Source organism: Leptolyngbya iicbica LK (assembly GCF_004212215.1).
In the GTDB taxonomy this organism is placed as follows: domain Bacteria; phylum Cyanobacteriota; class Cyanobacteriia; order Phormidesmidales; family Phormidesmidaceae; genus Halomicronema; species Halomicronema iicbica.
In genome coordinates this window covers 125,882-142,797 of record NZ_QVFV01000003.1, presented here as the reverse complement: position 1 = coordinate 142,797, position 16,916 = coordinate 125,882, and the positions used below count along the sequence as shown (strand labels likewise).

At 49.4% G+C, this 16,916-nt stretch carries 15 protein-coding genes; 5 read left to right on the top strand and 10 right to left on the bottom strand.

From position 1 onward, the window contains the following. Positions 1–69: 69 nt before the first annotated feature. The 4 genes from DYY88_RS14545 to DYY88_RS14530 are packed head-to-tail and all read right to left on the bottom strand — an operon-like array spanning position 70 to position 4,639. Entirely contained in the window at positions 70–816 is a 747-nt protein-coding gene (locus tag DYY88_RS14545; protein ID WP_039726868.1) for a hypothetical protein, read from the bottom strand. Beyond that, complete coding sequence (mobF, locus tag DYY88_RS14540; protein WP_039726867.1) at positions 806–2,632, bottom strand: MobF family relaxase; 1,827 nt, start codon at positions 2,630–2,632, stop codon at positions 806–808. Before mobF ends, DYY88_RS14545 begins: the two co-directional genes overlap by 11 nt. Further along, positions 2,632–3,102, bottom strand: coding sequence for a hypothetical protein (locus tag DYY88_RS14535; RefSeq protein WP_039726866.1), 471 nt, complete (start codon positions 3,100–3,102; stop codon positions 2,632–2,634). Before DYY88_RS14535 ends, mobF begins: the two co-directional genes overlap by 1 nt. Before the next feature lie 22 nt (positions 3,103–3,124). Further along, positions 3,125–4,639 carry a pentapeptide repeat-containing protein gene (locus DYY88_RS14530; RefSeq protein WP_052288416.1) on the bottom strand — a complete coding sequence of 505 codons (1,515 nt, stop codon included), beginning with the start codon at positions 4,637–4,639 and terminating at the stop codon, positions 3,125–3,127. A gap of 1,174 nt (positions 4,640–5,813) precedes the next feature. On the opposite strand from DYY88_RS14530, the gene DYY88_RS14525 reads away from it, so the two are divergent. Further along, a complete protein-coding gene (locus DYY88_RS14525; RefSeq protein ID WP_130199460.1) occupies positions 5,814–6,710 on the top strand; it encodes a hypothetical protein in 897 nt (298 codons plus the stop codon). 369 nt (positions 6,711–7,079) lie between these two features. Here DYY88_RS14525 and DYY88_RS14520 read toward each other — a convergent pair whose 3' ends face one another. Beyond that, positions 7,080–7,523 (bottom strand): DUF6876 family protein, encoded by a 444-nt coding sequence (locus DYY88_RS14520; protein ID WP_052288415.1) that lies wholly within the window; start codon positions 7,521–7,523, stop codon positions 7,080–7,082. Between the two features lie 202 nt (positions 7,524–7,725). On the opposite strand from DYY88_RS14520, the gene DYY88_RS14515 reads away from it, so the two are divergent. Then, complete coding sequence (locus tag DYY88_RS14515; protein WP_052288414.1) at positions 7,726–7,962, top strand: hypothetical protein; 237 nt, start codon at positions 7,726–7,728, stop codon at positions 7,960–7,962. A gap of 94 nt (positions 7,963–8,056) precedes the next feature. Here DYY88_RS14515 and DYY88_RS14510 read toward each other — a convergent pair whose 3' ends face one another. The 4 genes from DYY88_RS14510 to DYY88_RS14495 form a co-directional block, all read right to left on the bottom strand. Further along, positions 8,057–8,575: a JAB domain-containing protein gene (locus DYY88_RS14510; RefSeq protein WP_052456688.1), complete on the bottom strand. Its 519-nt coding sequence runs from the start codon at positions 8,573–8,575 to the stop codon at positions 8,057–8,059. Positions 8,576–8,679: 104 nt separating this feature from the next. After that, entirely contained in the window at positions 8,680–9,237 is a 558-nt protein-coding gene (locus DYY88_RS14505) for an antirestriction protein ArdA (protein WP_044151210.1), read from the bottom strand. Between the two features lie 1,354 nt (positions 9,238–10,591). Continuing rightward, complete coding sequence (locus tag DYY88_RS14500) at positions 10,592–11,437, bottom strand: hypothetical protein (RefSeq protein WP_044151209.1); 846 nt, start codon at positions 11,435–11,437, stop codon at positions 10,592–10,594. Positions 11,438–11,536: 99 nt separating this feature from the next. Further along, on the bottom strand, positions 11,537–11,977 hold the full coding sequence (locus tag DYY88_RS14495; protein WP_039726861.1) for a hypothetical protein: 441 nt from the start codon (positions 11,975–11,977) through the stop codon (positions 11,537–11,539). Between the two features lie 314 nt (positions 11,978–12,291). On the opposite strand from DYY88_RS14495, the gene DYY88_RS14490 reads away from it, so the two are divergent. The 3 genes from DYY88_RS14490 to DYY88_RS14480 are packed head-to-tail and all read left to right on the top strand — an operon-like array spanning position 12,292 to position 13,927. Then, positions 12,292–13,074 carry a hypothetical protein gene (locus tag DYY88_RS14490; protein WP_039726860.1) on the top strand — a complete coding sequence of 261 codons (783 nt, stop codon included), beginning with the start codon at positions 12,292–12,294 and terminating at the stop codon, positions 13,072–13,074. Positions 13,075–13,079: 5 nt separating this feature from the next. Further along, positions 13,080–13,514: a hypothetical protein gene (locus DYY88_RS14485; RefSeq protein WP_039726858.1), complete on the top strand. Its 435-nt coding sequence runs from the start codon at positions 13,080–13,082 to the stop codon at positions 13,512–13,514. A 44-nt stretch (positions 13,515–13,558) separates the two neighbouring features. Continuing rightward, positions 13,559–13,927, top strand: a complete 369-nt coding sequence (locus tag DYY88_RS14480; protein WP_039726857.1) for a hypothetical protein — start codon at positions 13,559–13,561, stop codon at positions 13,925–13,927. A 2,665-nt stretch (positions 13,928–16,592) separates the two neighbouring features. On the opposite strand, the gene DYY88_RS24215 is transcribed toward DYY88_RS14480, so the two are convergent. Next, complete coding sequence (locus DYY88_RS24215; RefSeq protein ID WP_163685940.1) at positions 16,593–16,757, bottom strand: hypothetical protein; 165 nt, start codon at positions 16,755–16,757, stop codon at positions 16,593–16,595. Between the last annotated feature and the right edge of the window lie 159 nt (positions 16,758–16,916).

Sequence of the window (16,916 nt, the reverse complement as noted above, 5' to 3'; positions counted from 1 at the left end):
TCGCTTTCTGATATCTCACGCCTTTGATGCAGCGATCGCCTCGCCGCCTCTCCCGGTGTCGGTCGGAATCTACCAATCATTGTTTCTAAGCTCCGAATCATTAGCTCTTTCGCGCGTCTCCTTCTCAGCGAGATACTGCTGATACTGCTTTTCAAGCTCATCTTTTATTTGGCCTGCACCCTGTACCTCTGCTTCCAATCGCCGTGGCCGAAACGTCTCCATCAACACCGCTGCTCCTGCGTTGAGAAAAGTCCCCATACCGCTCATCAGAAAAAAGACCAGGAAGAAACGAAATAGCCAGTTCTCAGTAATCAGAAACGGCGCGACAAAGATGATGAAGATCATTAGGCCCACTGGGACATTCACCTGTAAGGTGGCCACCAAGTAGGCCCACAGAAAATCGGTGATGCGGCTGCCTGGCGTGGCAAAGAGTTCTCGATATCGGCCAAAGGTAAATTCGTGCTGCGATCGAAGCTTTGAGAGTTCTTGATGTCGCTTGTAGCCAATCCACCCCACCCCAGCGAAGGTAATCGCCAGTGACCAGCGGCAAACTCGCTCCCAAACGCTGAGACTGACCCCTTCAAGAAAACTGCCGATCGTAAGATCCACCAGGTATGGGGCAAGCCTATCGGCAAACAAATAGGCTCCCACCGAACACACGGCGATCGCTAACGGTAAGTAGACAGTCCTGATTACCCCCCGCAACAGGCGAACCACCACTGCATCGAGGATCTGAAAAGCCCTCCACAACCAATGCATCACTGTTAAGACAGCCTGCACTCCAACCGGCAGACTGCGATTCTTTCTACCTTTCATGACCCTGTTCCCTCGTAAAGAACCGACCCCGCTCAAGACGCTTCCGTATCCGCGCAATACTCTGCTTGCGTTGATGCTGTTTACGCTGTTCAACCTTCTTCAGCAGCAACAGCCGTTGCGTCTCAGTAATTTGGTTGATCGCTCTCGCGAAATTAATGGCAAGACGTGACTTTGGAACCCCAAACGTTGGGGCCTCATAGCCGTGCGCAACCCGAAGCACGATCCGTTGGCTCTGCTTGATCCCGCCAGTCCAGTACTGCCACTCAATCCCCAAGAGCGTTCTCGGCAACCCCTTTCCGTGCATGTACTTGCTGTAGGTCTTAAAGCTGATTGCCCCAGTCAGGTAGAGGCCAACGAATTTGACCTTAAACCACTGGTTTCGCTTTTTCGATTGCTCGATCGCAGAGGCGAGCTGGTCGCTTAATGCTGCAATGTGCTCCTCTGGCGATCGTCGCTGCCAACCTTGTCGCCACCACTGCTTCACCTTCAGCTCGCGTGCTGTCTCGACCGCGCCAGAATCCGCTCTCCCAGCGAAATAGTCTCTCCTGACTTTCTTGGAATCAGGCTCCTCGTGCTTGAAGGGATTGTCACCAATACGAACTAACTTTCGGACTTCCCGAGCTGCGTTGACCTCAGGTAGGGTTTCCGCTTCCAATGCAGCAAACGTAGCGCCCCATACCGTATCACCCGATGCCTGGTCCTGAATGATTGAAACCAGCACTTCGTAGTTAATTCGCGTTTGGTGCTGTTTACGTGATTCCTCGAAAAATGCCTTGGCATCAAACTCATGCTTCTGGCCAACTTTGGCCCACTCCTGGTGCAGGTCACGTAGATTGATGAATTTTGGCTTCTCGGGGCGTGATTTAAGGACTTCGGCGTGTCGCCGACCTGAGGTTAAGTCTTTTCCCTCAATCCGTTTTTGAATATCAAAGTGGCGCGTACTAAAGTCATCACACAGCGCTTGAGGCACCCCTCTTACCCGGTAGCCTGTGCCATTCTTAATTTGGTATGGGTCCAGGGTAAGGCCGTACTCTCTAAACTCCTGACAAAAATGGCGTGCTAAGGCGTTACGAAACCGCTGCCCAATCTCAAATTTGAAGTTGCCCTTGAGAACTCGTTCAGAATCGAGCGTGCCACCACTACCGTCCTCTCGTAGTCCCGTATTAAAGGTAAATAGATGGACGTGAACCTTGGGCTCAGACAGCCTGTTGGTGAAATGGAGGAACTTGCCATAGATCAGGTCCATCTTCTCCGTTGGCCCCTTGCCGCCAGCACCAGTTCGGGTGTAGCCAATCTCCCGGTTGAGATATTTGACGATCTCGTCTGTCGCTCGGTCATAGGCAATGATAATTTTGCGCCTTACCGAGGTCGGCCCCAGCGCAAACAACACATCGATGCTTTTGTCACCTGAAAGGACAATATCGAAGCCTGCCCGCGATTTTCGTATCTTCATCTCCCCCGTGCGAGGATCGCGATACTCAACGGTGGTGTGTGCCCCTTTTCGTAATAGCTCGCCAGTTACTGGATGAGCGCCGTGAAAAAGCGCTTCAGCAGTGACGTCTCCTCTGACGATCGCTTGGCGCTCGATGCCAAGCCGCTTTGCCCCTAGACCCAGCCAGGTGCCAACTTTCCTCGCATCTAGGATCGCATCCTCACCTTCTTCAGCTCCCAAGGTGTAGTAATGCTCCGGAGCGTTCGTCAGATACGCCATGTATCCACTCCCATCCCCGATGACTCTCATACTGGCGATGCCGACCAGAAAGAACGCGATGAAAGGATTATTTCCAGAACCAAATAGAAACCAGGCTTCAATCATCACTCCCCATCCCCTTCAGCAAGCACTTCTTGCATGACCTGGTGGGCTTCTTCTGGGCTTAGATCACCAATTAACACGAGCAGCAACTCGGTCGTGAGATAGGTGGCGACTCTTAGCCCTTCTATTTCAACCTGGAGTTTTTGATACTCATGGCGCAAATCAATAATTTCTGCTGTCAGAGAATCAATATTTTGCAGGAGCGCTTCTTGGTCAGGATGCTCTAGCCCATGCACCACTAGCCTCTGCGCCATTTTGGTATTTGAAATATCAGCCAACTCTGCTGCCTGCTGAAGGCGATCGGCATATGGCGAGAGCAGTTTGAGCGAAAGCGTAAGAGTCTTCGCCGCGCTCCCACTTCCTGTGTTAGATGCGTAGTGATCGATTGATTCGACCATCATCGATAGACCAAACTCGACAAATTCGATATGTGGAATAGGACCCGGAGGATGATGCTCCGGGTCTAAAAGCATTGAACGTTCAAAAAGTGCTTACCTAGTCACATGCTGGAGGGGCTGTATGTTTGCCGTACCACACTTCACCAGTGGCATCGATTGCACCCCTACGAACCGAGCTCCAGCCAAACTTTGCATCCCCAGGATTGGCTCGCTCAAACGAGGCATTCTCCAGATCCGCCGCGCGGAAGTCCGTGCCCGATAGATCCGCAGACACAAAGCACGCTTGCACCGCACTCGCCCCTCTGAGGTCTGCAGATGAAAGGTCGGCATCAGTCAAATTGGCGCGTCTGAGATTGGCATTATCCAATCTCGCCTCGCTCAGGTTTGCCCCGGTGAGGTCAGCCCCTTCAAAACTGGTACCGGTAAGCCATGAGCCACTTAGGTCAGCCCCTCGCAGGTTATACCCAGAGAAGTCCAATCCTCTTAAGTCAAGGCCAGCAAAATCGCAGCCAACACAACTTCCGGTCCGAATCAACTTTTGATAATCGGCATTAATGCGAGCCTGCTCTTCTTGCTCCTTCTTCCGCTCAAGTGCAGCTTCATAGACAGCCTCAGCATGGGCCGCCAAAGCTTCGTTTTTCTCTTCAAGCTCTGCAATCCAACTCGCTTGGTGAGACTTCGCCCACCAAAACATCCCCCCCGCCATAGCAAAAATGACTGTCCCGTAGATGAATCGGTACTTCCAGATGTTCACCTTGAGGTCTCTATTTCTCTCAAGCCCTTTAATGGCATCGCCTACTGAGGAATAGGGTTGGCTTAGGGAAACGGTTTTCCTGATCCATCGTCGAATCTCCCAATGGGAATTCAGCGATTTCGGGAAACGAACCTTTCCCGAACCAAGATCAATGTGCGTGTAGATATCATCAGGTGGAATCTGGCCCAACATGCTGAGCGCGGTTACCCCAAGCCCAAAAATATCTGAGGCAAATTGAAAGTCAGGTTCGCAAATCTGCCTCTTAGGTAGAAAGCCAAGTTTCCCCGTCACTGACGAAGCGAACTTGACTGCAGTAGCGTCAAGACGACTGTGATCAAGACCCACCACCTTAACGCGCAGTCTTCCTCCTTTGTGGATAAGAAAAATATTGCAAGGATTTAGGTTGCCATGACCGAGATTGCCTTCAAGGTGCATGTAGCTAACCGCTTTCGCTGCTTCCTTGATAATTTGCACGGCTTCCTCCACTTGAATCCTGCGAGCCTGCTGCACTGCTGACAAGGGCTCCCCGAGGATGCGCTCCATCACCAGGTAAAAGTTACCCCGGTGCTCCTGAACTGCGATGAGTTTGGGAAGATTGAGATGTGAGAGACGCTTGAGCGCCTCAATCTGCCGTCTAAGCTGCTCACGCTCTTCAGCACACATCTCCTTACAGTCATAGGCCAAAATCGAGTATGTCTGCTTCGTCCAATGCTCTGTGACGTTGTAGAACCGTTGTGCTCCACAGCGTGCCTGACGTACCTCCGAGATATCGTATTTACCAGGGTCTAAATATGGGTAAACCGGTCCGACTTTCTCAATTGCAAAGGGATTCGGAACCTTCTTTGGTGGCAGTTTCATGTCATCGCCCTCCCTTCTTCGGTGATTCTTTGTCTTCGTCAGATTCCCCCTCGCGGTCGCTAAAGAGCAGCCTCAAGATGGTTGACTTGGGGCTGTCTTCGATTCCAAAGACGAGTTCGAATACGGGGCGGGTGAAATCATTGCTGTGCGCTTCAAATCCTGCCCGAAAGCATCCAATGCCGAATGCAACCAACAGTGAGAATTGGCATAAACGCCAAGCTCTTCTGAGGATACGGATGGAGGTTTTGACGGCGGTATTAGTGCCTTTCCTCGGGAATTGAGATAAACGACTCCGTGAACCGCGCCTGGGCGGTCCCTCGCTTTTAGGTATTTTCATGATGCGACCTGGAGATAAGTGGACAGGTGCTGAGCATCAATAAGGCTTTACGAATCAAGCCCTGCTCAGCTTCAAGTGTTTCAATGGGCAACCCTTTGAATAGAGGGTCACCGCGTGTTTCCTATCTACCAAAGCCCTACTAACGCAGAGAGGGGGCACACACGTGGCCCCCTCTCTCATTTCAAGTTAGATTGTCTCCAGCCCATCGCTGCGCAGCCCCCATGGCGTGCTGCTTAGTCTCTAAAGCAGAACACCAACATACACTCTCCCACACGACGGAAGGCATCGGCTGATAACTAGACTGATTGCGAATAGTCATAGCAGTAACCCTCCTTTCTTACTACGCAGTGAATCAAGTGGACCGACAGAAACAACTACTTGCCTCGCTGTTAGCAAGACCTCTTCTCGGAGCGTCACCCTCCCGCTGTCGGGGATGACTTACTCCGCTTAAGAACGAACCATAACCGATCTTTCTACGTAATTTCTAGTAGGTAGAACTGCTCAGACCACGCGGACCGCCAACTTGCATACACTCTCTATACAATGCTTTTACATTGAGTAAATAATTTTTGAAGAGTTCTTGAATTCCCTACAAAATCTAGGTTCCGAGGCAGTTAGCCTAGAAAACACAAGGGTCAACTTAGACCCAACTTGGAAATGCCCGAAAGGAAAGTAAAGAAAAATAACAAAAGTGATGTGACGCCCACTAATCGGCGTAAGTCGAAAGCGCGATTCTATCTAACCCGCAACGCCTATCTCCAGCTACGAAATGCGTTCACAGCGGATCCAATTATATGTCACCCAGACGTATCTGTTCGAGGTGGTTACCAAATCAAGATGGCTGCACTCAAGAAAAAAGCTGAAAATATTTCAGGCTTTGATCCATCTACACTTCCCAACTCCAACGACGGCCTCAAGAAGTTTCTAGATTCGAGTTCATTGTGCGTTGAGGTACCCACAATGGAACTAATTTGCCGACTATTTCTCAACTGCACCTACGTTGAATGGGTTTCAAAGTTACCTGATCAGGATAAGCCGAGAAATACAAGACATCCTCTAGCTGTGCAGGATCACGGATTTACTGACGCATTTATGGTGCCACAATCTTCGCATCAGACGGTGTTTCGAGTTCTTGGTAGTGCCGAAAATGAAGTCTGGTTCTTTGGCAACACACTGGATGAGTCCCTAGACGCACCAAAAACGAAGTTCTTCGAAGCCCTCTGCAATGGAGTCAGCCTTAGGTTCCTGGTATTAGACACGACAGCCGATGAACGTCTTGAACTTCTCGCCCAGGAGCTAGGGACCAACATCAGAAAAGCGAAACGGAAGACCGAGGACACCATCTACAGCCTCTTGCAGCTAATGAAGTACCTTCATCAAGAGGGTGAGCGACAGTTTGTTCCAGAGCAGTTTCAAGTCCGCATCACCACCAATGCGCTACGGATGAGAGCCTACATAGTTGATCCACGCAACCCGAACGAGAAAAGCTATCTCATCCCTTCGGTGAATCAAAAGATATCGAAAGAACTTCCACAGCTACTCTGTCAAAATACCCCTGGTGGCCTTGTCCACACCTACTTTGAAGGTCTTCATGATGAATGGGAGAAGGCGCAAACCCTACATGCGTTCCTCAGAAGTGAGTCGTCTCAAGAATTTCTCGCAGAGTTCCCCTCATTTTTTGAGGCCTTTCCTGAAGTAATAAATCCAACCCATCCAACAGATGAAGCAAGGTGACGTAAACCCCAGCCGCTAAGTTAAGTACCACTTTGCACTTTAGTGCCTAGGTGTAGTCCTCTTCGCTGGGTCCCGACCCAGCCCGTAAATTGAGTAAAGGTGGGTAAATGTCCAGTGGTGCACTGGGAAGTACCAGTGGGTACCCAACTGAGTAACCAGGGGGGAGCACTGGATAAATAGATGGCAAAAAAGCTCATATATATAGATGAGCTGGTGGATCATCTTGAAAGATGCAGTCAGAGAAACGCTGTTAGAACACAACTAAAGGAGAGAAGATAAGGGAGGACGCGATCGCAAATCTGATAATCGCCATCTACAAGGAGGCCACCAGCGATCTGGTGACCTCCGAAACTACCTAAGCGCGTTCGCTTATCTCTCACTCGGGAGAGTCAGCACCCCGTAATTTTCATTCCTGCGAGGCCCTTCCCCTGAAAACTCCCAGTAGCAAAACATATGGCATAGATAAAACCGAATCCTTGGAAGCGGAAAATCGGTGAGCTTAATCTTTTGCACCACGGCAACATCGCCTGAATCGCGCTCACATTTCATCTCAGCCGTCCTATCCTCATTTACCGTAAGTGTCCAGAACTGAATCTGCTGGAGCATCGAATCCCCTTTCACCTCCTTTTCACCCTGCCACGACCCGATGAGGTCAAGAATCCAATAAGCATCCCCCTTACTCACGACGTACTGAACGCCGTCAGTGTAGAGAAACGGCACCCAGGGCACCGGATAGCGGTAATACTGCGAAGTACCGCGAAAATGGCCTAAGTCTTCCTCTTTTAGGGTTGGTTTTTCATATTCAGTTGTCATAATTACTCTGCCAAAAAGCCGTTTCGGTTATTGATTTCCAGTCGGTACCGAAGCGGTCTGGTTTTTTGCCCCCTGGCTGACCTCATTGTCAGTCAGGGGGTTCTTTAATGTAGAGATAGATTGAAATTTTTAGCTGGTAAAGTAAAGTGTTTTTGGATATAAAATCCCCGAAGCTCTTTACTATTAGAGAGCAAAGTACGGCATGGGAAACTCTAACCCATCACTAAAAAACCTCGAAAAAGGTCGAGGGAAGAAGCCTAAAAAGCCCGGAAGTAAGCCCTACAACTTACGGCTTGATAACGAGGTAAAAGCTGAAATTGAGCGCATCGCCGCGCAATATGGCTGCCTATGGGGCAGTAAACCGTGGATTGGCGGACTGCTTGAAAAGATTGGCAGAGGAGAGCTCATAGTCGTACCCGCCCCGCCTAAACAGGATTAGGACGCTTCATTTTCAAAGCAAAATGAACGCGATCGCACCACCTAGGCTCACCTCAATAGGCAACCTAGAAAGTGCGATCGCAATTCCTAAAGCTTTACAGCCACCCTTTCGCAGCAGCAGACTGAAAGCTGTGGTCACTCACAATCACGTGATCAAGCAACGGGATCCCCATAATCTCGCCAGCTTCTTTGAGTCGCCTCGTGATTGCTCTGTCCTGGGAACTCTCAATAAGATTTCCGGAAGGGTGGTTGTGAGCAATGATGATGGCTACCGCACCAGTGATATGCGCGATTTGGAAGATCTCGCGTGGGTGTAACGTGGCGGTATTCGCAGTGCCGGTAAATACCCGTGAGCAGTTCACGACGGCGTGACTGCCATCAAGGCAGAATAAGCACACATGCTCTTGGACGTTATTTGGGGCAAGCTTGCGAAACAGGGCGGCGATATCCTCGGCAGTCTTGATCGGCTCTTTTACCTTCGCCAGCGTCCGATACCTCACCACTGTCTCTCGTATCCGAAACAGGGTGACCGGTTCCTGCGGCGTCTCCCCTGCTCCATTCCTGAATTGAAGTGGTAGTTGTTGAACAAGTTTCTTTTCTGCGGTATTGCTCATCGTATTCCTTGTAGGAAGGGCCGCCCCTTGTCGTTGGTAGCGTGGGGGGCGGCCTTTTTTATGTCTGAAATTGCCTCGGTCTGAGGCGTCAAAATTTCGGTGAATTAGTCAGGGCGAAAGATAGCGACTTGACCGCCACTGTTCAGTAGGTCGAGGGCCACAATATCGCCGTTAATCTCTAAATCTCGTCCATACGCGGCATAGTCGAAGTAGCTTGCGAGAAGCCCCACCGACGGCCCAAGATCAACCCCGTCGTCAATATATTCCCGAGCGTAATCTTCAACGCTGTCGTGAATCCCTAGGAATCGCTCCTCAAGGCGTGGCAACTCATCGATCATGAAGTAGCTAAGAAACGCTGATACCAAGGAATACCCGTGCTCATGAACGGCCTCTGCCACCTCAATTACCGTGCCTAGGTTCGGATACTCTCCAAGCTCACCGGTTCCAGGGAAATTGCTGTAGTCATGAATCGCGTATTCCTCATGCCCCTTCACCGCGAGCATTTCGGCGATCTCCTCTTCGAGTTCTTCAACAGTGGTGTCTTCGTCAATCTCGATCCACTTGCCGCGCAAAATCCCCCCGTTGTAGTCCGCTAAATCCGCCACATAGATTGCAGGAACTTCGTCTCCTTGCCCGTTTAATTGGGTCGCTAGATTTGTCATCGCTCATTTTCCCTTGTAGGAAGCCGCCCTTAATCCGGTGAGCGCGAAGGCGACTTTCGTTTTTTGCCTCCAGTTAAAAAAACTGGAATGCGGAGCGCTCGCTTTCCTGGCGAGCGCTCCCAAGGGGAGCGTTGGCGGGGGAATCGGTGTCACAGGGGAGGCTCCGCCATGAAATTTGGGGGGTACCCGCTGCGTAGCAGTGGGGGGAGCCAAATTTCATGGTGGAGTCCCTTGACTCCGATGGGGGCATGGCCCCCTTAAGAAAAATAGGCCAGTGGCAAGCAGCCGAAGGGCTCACAAGCCTGAAGTCATTCTCGCGGATCCGTAAGGGGCCGTAAGGCGTCCCGCTCTTGGTGGGACCAAAGCGGAGCGACGCCCTTAAAAGAGCCCGACCCCGCGTTGCGGGGGCACCGCCATAAAAATGTGACGTGATCTAGAGCAATCTACACGTCAGAACAAAAGTGCTATTTGCGCAGATTCCATAGCAGATGCGCTATCGAGACAATTCATTCGACCGCCAGGCAGCTTGATGAAGATGTAACGATTTCAGAAAAACAACCAAGAGACTCTTTGAAGTTGTATAGTACACGTGAACTGATATCTTGACCTGGCAGGGTGTCTACCTCTGACCTATAAACCAAGCTGGAAAGAGGAATCAATGAGACGAATTGCCGGTTTTTTTCGATGGTTACGTAGCGTGATTCGACCTAGAGACGAAAATCCAATCCCGCCAGGCTACACTCAGCCCACTCGCCAAGAACGGGTGAGAAGAATAACCAGGAGGAGCAAGCGTTTCTAGTCCGAGCACCTGCAGACTAACTTAGTGGACTGAGGCAGAACTCAGTCCATTTTCAATACCCTATTTTTGTTAATCCAATCGTTAAATTTCCGGATGTTTCGTTCAATATCCGAAAAAACAGTCATACACCCTTATTGACTGACCTTAAGAGTATGGATCGAGACAAATGGGACAACCCAATCCCACAAGGATATACACAGCCTACACGGAGTAAGAGATTAAAAAATTTCGTAAAAAACCTTGAGTCAAGAATTGATCAAGGAGGCAAAAACTCGTCAACAGCATGTTTTGAAGTGCCACTGTTAACTGGAATGTTAATCCGAAGGGTTCCTTGCGATACAGTGTGGACTGTAAAGCGAATTCACTGTAAGTGCTGGAAGAGAAACTTCCTCTCAAGGATCTTGATAATTCTCAACTGGAGAAGATTGCTCTTGTGTTTTATTATTGGATTGGTGATTTTTCTCATTTATCCGTTTCGTCAGATCTTGATCGAAAAAATTCCTTTCTTTACTGAGCAAACTCAAGTCCAGGAAGTTCAGCAAAACTAACTCTAGCCTAGATGTCTCTCTCAAAATTCCTGCACATCAAAAATTGGTTAAAGTAGCTGTGAATGCTCTTTGCAGCCTCTAATGATAACTGAACTTTGTTTGGATTTACTTCATTACACAGCACATATGTGAAAGCATCAATATAAGCTTGATTTACGAAGTCCAAATGAATTTGTGACCTTAATGGCCGATCTATCTCTAGAGCGTCAGTTCCTGCATCTATATGGATGGATATCCACCCTATATAGGTTTCTATAGTCTTCATGAACCGGGCTTGAAGAACTTCTAGTGAAAGTTGGCTTTCCTGCTCACTTCTAAAAGCTGGGAGCACTTTGCTCGAAAATATAGCTGCCGTCGCAGATATCTTCAGTCGTTCTAGATTACTGAACAGCCAGCTAGCTGCTTCTGCATCATAGACTCCATCCCTGATGATGTCTTCGAGAGTTTCTTCCTCCGAGAGAAAATCTTGTATTTCATGGACTAATTGAAGGATCTCCTTCTTGTCCTTTCTTGTGTCTACAATCTCCAAGAGTTCGTTAAGTCTGGCTCTGGCTCTGCGGATCAACTCGCGTGCGTGGTTCAGACTTTCTTCGAACTGCGCTTTTTCAATACTTGCTTTTTCCAGGGAAACTCGCAGCTGTTGCCAATTAGAACTACTAGTCTCCAGAGTTCCAAGATTGTAAATGAATTGATTTAAATCCCTCTCTACTTTATTGCCAGCAACTTGATTGAAATCCTTACCGGCTTGGCCAGGTAATATCGAATGAGAAATATCGCTTTTTTCGACTGTAAAACTTTGATCGACAGAGACGTTCTCATCAGCATCTTCTGGCAAGTCAGGTAAATGTGCCACGGGCGTTCACCGCTGAGTCTCAAGACAAGGGATTGTGGACTGACAGAATAAAGTTCGTATTGGCTAGGCTTTTAAGCAGCAGAAAATCTATGACGGAGCCTAAAGAAAGATTCTTGCTGCCGCCACTCCAAACCATGGCAATGCGTTTTTTAGAAGTGGAACTACTTTTTCCCATAGACTAGTGCCAGCCTCCACGGTTCCCTCAGCACTCTGCAAAACCTGAGTCATTTTTTGCAAATTCTTGACAGCAAATTCCTTGTCAGGTTTCTGAGAACTCACTTCGTCTTGCGCCGTTTCAATATTTCTAATGGCTTTGCTCTTCAATTCTTCTGAAAGAGTAGAGCTGCCAATTATTTCGCCGATCTCCTTTAGAGAAGTGAGAACCTGCTCTGAAGTCACCTCGTCACCGGAATGATCGTTACCAACTTCCTGATACTGAGTGACATTGAGGTCACGTCCGGCGACTCCACCTAACTGAAGATTGGAAACTTGTGAATTTTCAAATCTAATACTTTGAGAGGACGGCTGCTTTGCTGACATGTGAAAATCTCCAGGATGTACTACTTACAGATATAGCATCCACCTCTCTGAACAAGTGATCTTGGTCAGTCAGTGACAATTCGCAACAATTCTACCGTCACTGCTCTTCGCTTCGAGATTTTAGACAAGGCAGCGATTGCAGTCCCTGCTACCCCTGACTAGCAAGAAAGACTCGCGAAAAATCAGACCCTTAACCTTTTCGCCGACAAATCCTTCACTGATCAGGAAACTCTTGAAACCTTCAACACGATTCATGCGATAGCGACAACGTGCCAGAAGTCGCGATCGCACTTGGGTAACGAAGGAACTACAACGTGACCGATGTCAGAGTGAACGGAGTAAGGCATCCCTCCCCTGTCGCTGAACGCTTCAATACAGGACTAGATGCGAGTCCGCATTACCAACTATCGGCCCGACCAGAGGAGCCTAAGCCCTCTTGGCTCGATGAATTCAATAACCAAGCTGATGAAGCAGGATACCTCCTCATCAATGCTGCCACCTTAGGGATTGGCGGCTGGGCTCTCGACAAGCTGGGGCTCATCAACCGGGTTGATAAAGAGTCCGAATTCTTCAAGACAGGCGAGTCAGTCGATACAGCCCTTGGACTTATTTCCCTTGGTGGGCTCGTCAAAAGCGGCATCAAAAAAGCCGGACGGATCTGGAACGGCATTTCAAACCTTGCGGTATCGGCAAGCCAAACCATCCGTAAAGCCGAGCACCTCTCATTTCGACGGACTCTAAAGGGAGTCAAGGACTTTACCAACGAAACTCTTGGCGTAGCTTTCAGGCTTGACCACCGGAAGACCTTCTTTAAGGCTTTCCCTCATCTTGAGGGGAAGGTAGTGGTACATCATGCCATCGAGCGAAATGTCCTAAAGAACTATCCCGGCCTTATCGACGAGCTAGAGATGCATTCACTTCAGAACCTACGAGGCATTCCAAAGGAGCTTAATAACAGTCTGCACCTTAGTGAAATTCAAAAGATATGGAAGAGGTTCTATAAGAGTCACCCAACTCCCACACGGGAGGACCTTATCCAGCAAGCGGCTCAAATTGACGACCTGTTTGGGCATCTGTTTAACCCACCCATAAGGTAACAACCATGAAGTACTTTTCTCTAGACCCTGAATGCCCAGGCTCTCTCGCCGACGATGTAGACCTCGATACTTCGGTACACCCTCCTTTAGTTGAGAGTGAGACGCTACACATTGAGTTCAATACATGGATGGAGAGCGCTCTCATTGAGGTTTTTCCATGCTACTGCGTCACCAGAGAGCTTAGAGAGGCGATCGAAGCAATGAAGTTTTCAGGCTGTTCGTTCGCTCCTGCGAAGGTCACCAAATCTGAAACCTTCAACCAGTTCTATCCTGCGGGAAGGCATATCTCAGAATTTACCTGGCTCAAAGTTAAGGGAAAGACGGGAGTCGACGACTTTGGAATCTCTAAGGACCACCTACTGATAGTCTCAGAACGAGCTCTATCTCTCATCAAAGAACACGGGTTGTACCAGTGCGGTGTTGAGCCATACCGCCAATAGCAAACGCAGTCTCATAAAACAGAAATAGTTCTCCATAAGGCAAGATGAAACAGAGTAAATCGAGAACAACAATTCATCAGCAACTCACCAAGTGGGAGAAGGGAGAAATTGACGTCGCCTCCATCAAGGCGTGGGCAGAAGAGATCCTTGATACCGACACGTGGCAGACGTTTATCGACGACTGGACGGAAGGAGATGAAGAGTCAGTCTCTCTTGAAATTCTTCGGACGCTTGAGATGGCTGATATAAATCTGCTCACTGCTCATGACATCCCAACACTTAAAGAACTCCTTCGCATCGACAATCTCGCCACCTTCCACGAAAAAAAGGACGCGCACTTTCGACAAGTAGATTATGCAAAACGGAAAGAAGAACTGGCGGGTGTTCCCTTCTACAAAAAGGCTACCAAGTAGCTGCTCCTAACAAGGCTTCTCAGAAAGGAGAGCGAGTACCTCACTCTGGTGCTCAAGCCACCGTCTCGTATCGCAACATATCCACCCCACGACTGTGAGAATACTCGCATGGTCAGCGTGTAAGTCTCTTCGAAATATCGGCTCATGATGGGCAATGCGATTACGAAGCCGCCGCAGATGGTCAAGCTTCTCGTAGAGGCGTCGTCTATCAAGCTTTGCCTCAAAACCTTTTCTAAGTGCGGGAATCCAGAGTGAATGTGTGTACGACTTTCCTAGCAGTGCCACCCAAAACCCAAAGGACAACTCCGCAATGAGCCGAGAGGCCGTACAAGGACGACCTCGATTAGCAAGTTCAGCCTGGGCAGCAGCTATCTGTTGGTGTTCTACGGATCGGAGCGGTAATTGATTAAACCAATTTGCCCCTTTGAACACGGTAAGTTGCTCCGCTACTGTGTTTCGAAGCGATACCTCTAACCCCTGTAGCGGCACATAAAGTGCTGCCGAAACTGCCGTATTCCAACCATAAAGCGCTAACGCCTTACCGTCATCGCCACCGACAACACCTCTATAAGTAGAGAGACGAGGAGTCGACAGGGTCTTTTCTAAAGAACTAAGGATTTCAGGTGAGTATAAAAATTTCTTGAACACCTAATTCTGTCGCTGTATCTTATTAGTGTAAGCCCCGGTGCCGCCTCTGCTTTTGCACGCGCCCGGGGTATAGTTTTTTGTGGTGAGAAGACTCATGCAAAAGACTCTTTATCCTCCCTCAACTACCTAAAAAAATCACCTTCAAAAAAATCTCTATAGCTACTCTTTGTGGTGCTTCTTAGAGAATCTACAAGCAGTTAATTGTGGCGAAGCTTCTAGAGCGAAACAAATTTCCTTATTGGCAGCAGTAACTCTCCCTGCTACGCTTTGCTCGGTTAGTTACTAATGGTTTCACAGGGAATACCTGTGAGCTGTCTTTTTCCATCACGGGTATTCCCGCCCTTTTCAACCTCACCGATCGCGGCTGCCTGACGCACAGAAATTTCCCCTACCGATTGAAATTCCCGTAACTTCAACAACCAACACAGATTCTTACTTCAACCAACTTAAAGCTTGAGATTACCCTTCCCTCCATAAGGCTGTGTCACCCCAATCGTCCAACATGGCGAAGGTGACCGCTACGTAATTGGTGTGACGGCACACCCCGGTAAACCAGCGACTTACCATCCTGGCTAAGGGGCGCGTTCAAATTACCATGAACGCATTGTGCTGTTATCCGTAGCGCTGGATACGATGAGAGTCGTTTGTCCAGCACGAGGGAGGCTGTAAGACGTAATCCTTTATTTTGGCCGATTTTCCTAGAAAATAAGCCGATAAAGAGTAATCCCTTACTTCTATCCCATAGCAGTAACCTCGAAAGCGCACTAGAGAGTGGGCGACCGAGACAGACCAAAAGTCTCTTTGAAAGTAAGAGACCTGGCCGTCATCACGGAAACGGTGAAAATCCGTCAGAGGGGACATAGCCTAAAGAGCCATCCATGGCGTGTAACCTCTGCCAGCGTCGGGAGTTCGCACACGGGTAACCGTGGCGACCGGGGTATGACATCCTCGGGTATGGCTGCAATACAGCCAACGCGAAAAGCTCAACGATGAACGGCGGGAAACCGCTTGCTGGTAAGGAGTGAAAGAGTTGTGCCTGAGTGCGAAAAGACTGCAAGTCAGTAAGAAGGAGCTCCTGCTCTCTGCCTTCTGAAATCTGAAAATTGAAAAGGGGATACCCCTCGGCCTGCAGCTCCTGGTGATAGCAATCACCTAGCGACAAGACTTTCAATTCCAACCGTGACGACTAATCGGGGAAGGACCATCGCCGCCGGACGTGGTAAGCCGGTGCCTTGTCGGGTAATGACGAGGTGATCAAAACGCGGTGGTCTGGGAGCGTGGAGCAACTACAAGGGCTTCTACTCGAAGAAGCCGTGTGGAGCGGGCTGGGCAGTCCAATCCATATTCGGGTACCGGCTGGTAACCGGTACATCTCAAACCGACAAGGAAAGCTCCGACGGAATTCACACCGATGACGTAGTCATCCCTTCATTGTCATGGGTTTACGAATGCCTCTGAAACACGGGGCATTCGTAAATCAGCACAGTCTTTGAACACTAACAACATCTAGTAAGCGTGGAGGAGTTTCGATGACGAAACCAAACGATAAGACAGCTCACTAACAACCAACGAAAGACAGCATCCGAGGCCGCGAACCGGTTCTTCATATAACAGTCGAAGTTTTAGGGTTTAAGTAACCCTCTAAAACGACAACGAACGTTGCAGCTTATTGGAGAGTGGTTCCGGCGGCAACGTGAGCACGGAGACAGCTCGCGCCAACGCTTTCTGCGTAGCCCGCAGGATGAGCGTTCTGCGTGCGGCTCCTGTCAAAGCTCGGTGCTGATGGATCGAAAAACGGCTTTCGACTGGTTGAGCCTATCAACCAGTCCCTTTTTGACTCTGAGGAAAAACAAATAGGAGTTCTCCCATGGTCTCCCCTATCCCGCGATCGTTTGGTGACTTCCTGCGACGAATCGCCTTTGACTACGTTCGCTACGGCTACTACCGCTACGCGGTGCGAGAAATTCCTGAAGGCAAAGACTTACTCGCGATCGATGAGAAGCTTCGCCGCACTTACTCAATCACCTCGTGCCGAACAACGCGGACAAGACGTAGAAGACAAGGCCAAGCGATCGCGCAATACCTTCGCTGGCACCACACCTTCGTCCTGCTCGTCACCGAGGGTCACCACGAGACTTTCGAGAAACTGAGGAGCTACGACATCCGCGATACTCCGCTCCACCTTGGCGCCTACTCAGTAGGCCTTCGCGGGAAGACAGTACACATCCAGGTGACTCGCCGAGTCTGGCGTCGTGTAAAACGACTGATAAGACGCAAAGAGCTACGTCCCCATGAAGAAGTTGAACGACGGATTCAGACCCTCCCCTTCTACAACTTCCCT

What these genes read in the sequence shown, in the direction of transcription:
- DYY88_RS14535 (WP_039726866.1), bottom strand. Translation starts at nt 3,102, where the DNA reads ATGCTTTTAGACCCGGAGCATCATCCTCCGGGTCCTATTCCACATATC.
- DYY88_RS14545 (WP_039726868.1), bottom strand. Translation starts at nt 816, where the DNA reads ATGAAAGGTAGAAAGAATCGCAGTCTGCCGGTTGGAGTGCAGGCTGTC.
- mobF (WP_039726867.1), bottom strand. Translation starts at nt 2,632, where the DNA reads ATGATTGAAGCCTGGTTTCTATTTGGTTCTGGAAATAATCCTTTCATC.
- DYY88_RS14480 (WP_039726857.1), top strand. Translation starts at nt 13,559, where the DNA reads ATGAAACAGAGTAAATCGAGAACAACAATTCATCAGCAACTCACCAAG.
- DYY88_RS14525 (WP_130199460.1), top strand. Translation starts at nt 5,814, where the DNA reads ATGGCTGCACTCAAGAAAAAAGCTGAAAATATTTCAGGCTTTGATCCA.
- DYY88_RS14530 (WP_052288416.1), bottom strand. Translation starts at nt 4,639, where the DNA reads ATGAAACTGCCACCAAAGAAGGTTCCGAATCCCTTTGCAATTGAGAAA.
- DYY88_RS14485 (WP_039726858.1), top strand. Translation starts at nt 13,080, where the DNA reads ATGAAGTACTTTTCTCTAGACCCTGAATGCCCAGGCTCTCTCGCCGAC.
- DYY88_RS14495 (WP_039726861.1), bottom strand. Translation starts at nt 11,977, where the DNA reads ATGTCAGCAAAGCAGCCGTCCTCTCAAAGTATTAGATTTGAAAATTCA.
- DYY88_RS14515 (WP_052288414.1), top strand. Translation starts at nt 7,726, where the DNA reads ATGGGAAACTCTAACCCATCACTAAAAAACCTCGAAAAAGGTCGAGGG.
- DYY88_RS14510 (WP_052456688.1), bottom strand. Translation starts at nt 8,575, where the DNA reads ATGAGCAATACCGCAGAAAAGAAACTTGTTCAACAACTACCACTTCAA.
- DYY88_RS14520 (WP_052288415.1), bottom strand. Translation starts at nt 7,523, where the DNA reads ATGACAACTGAATATGAAAAACCAACCCTAAAAGAGGAAGACTTAGGC.
- DYY88_RS14505 (WP_044151210.1), bottom strand. Translation starts at nt 9,237, where the DNA reads ATGACAAATCTAGCGACCCAATTAAACGGGCAAGGAGACGAAGTTCCT.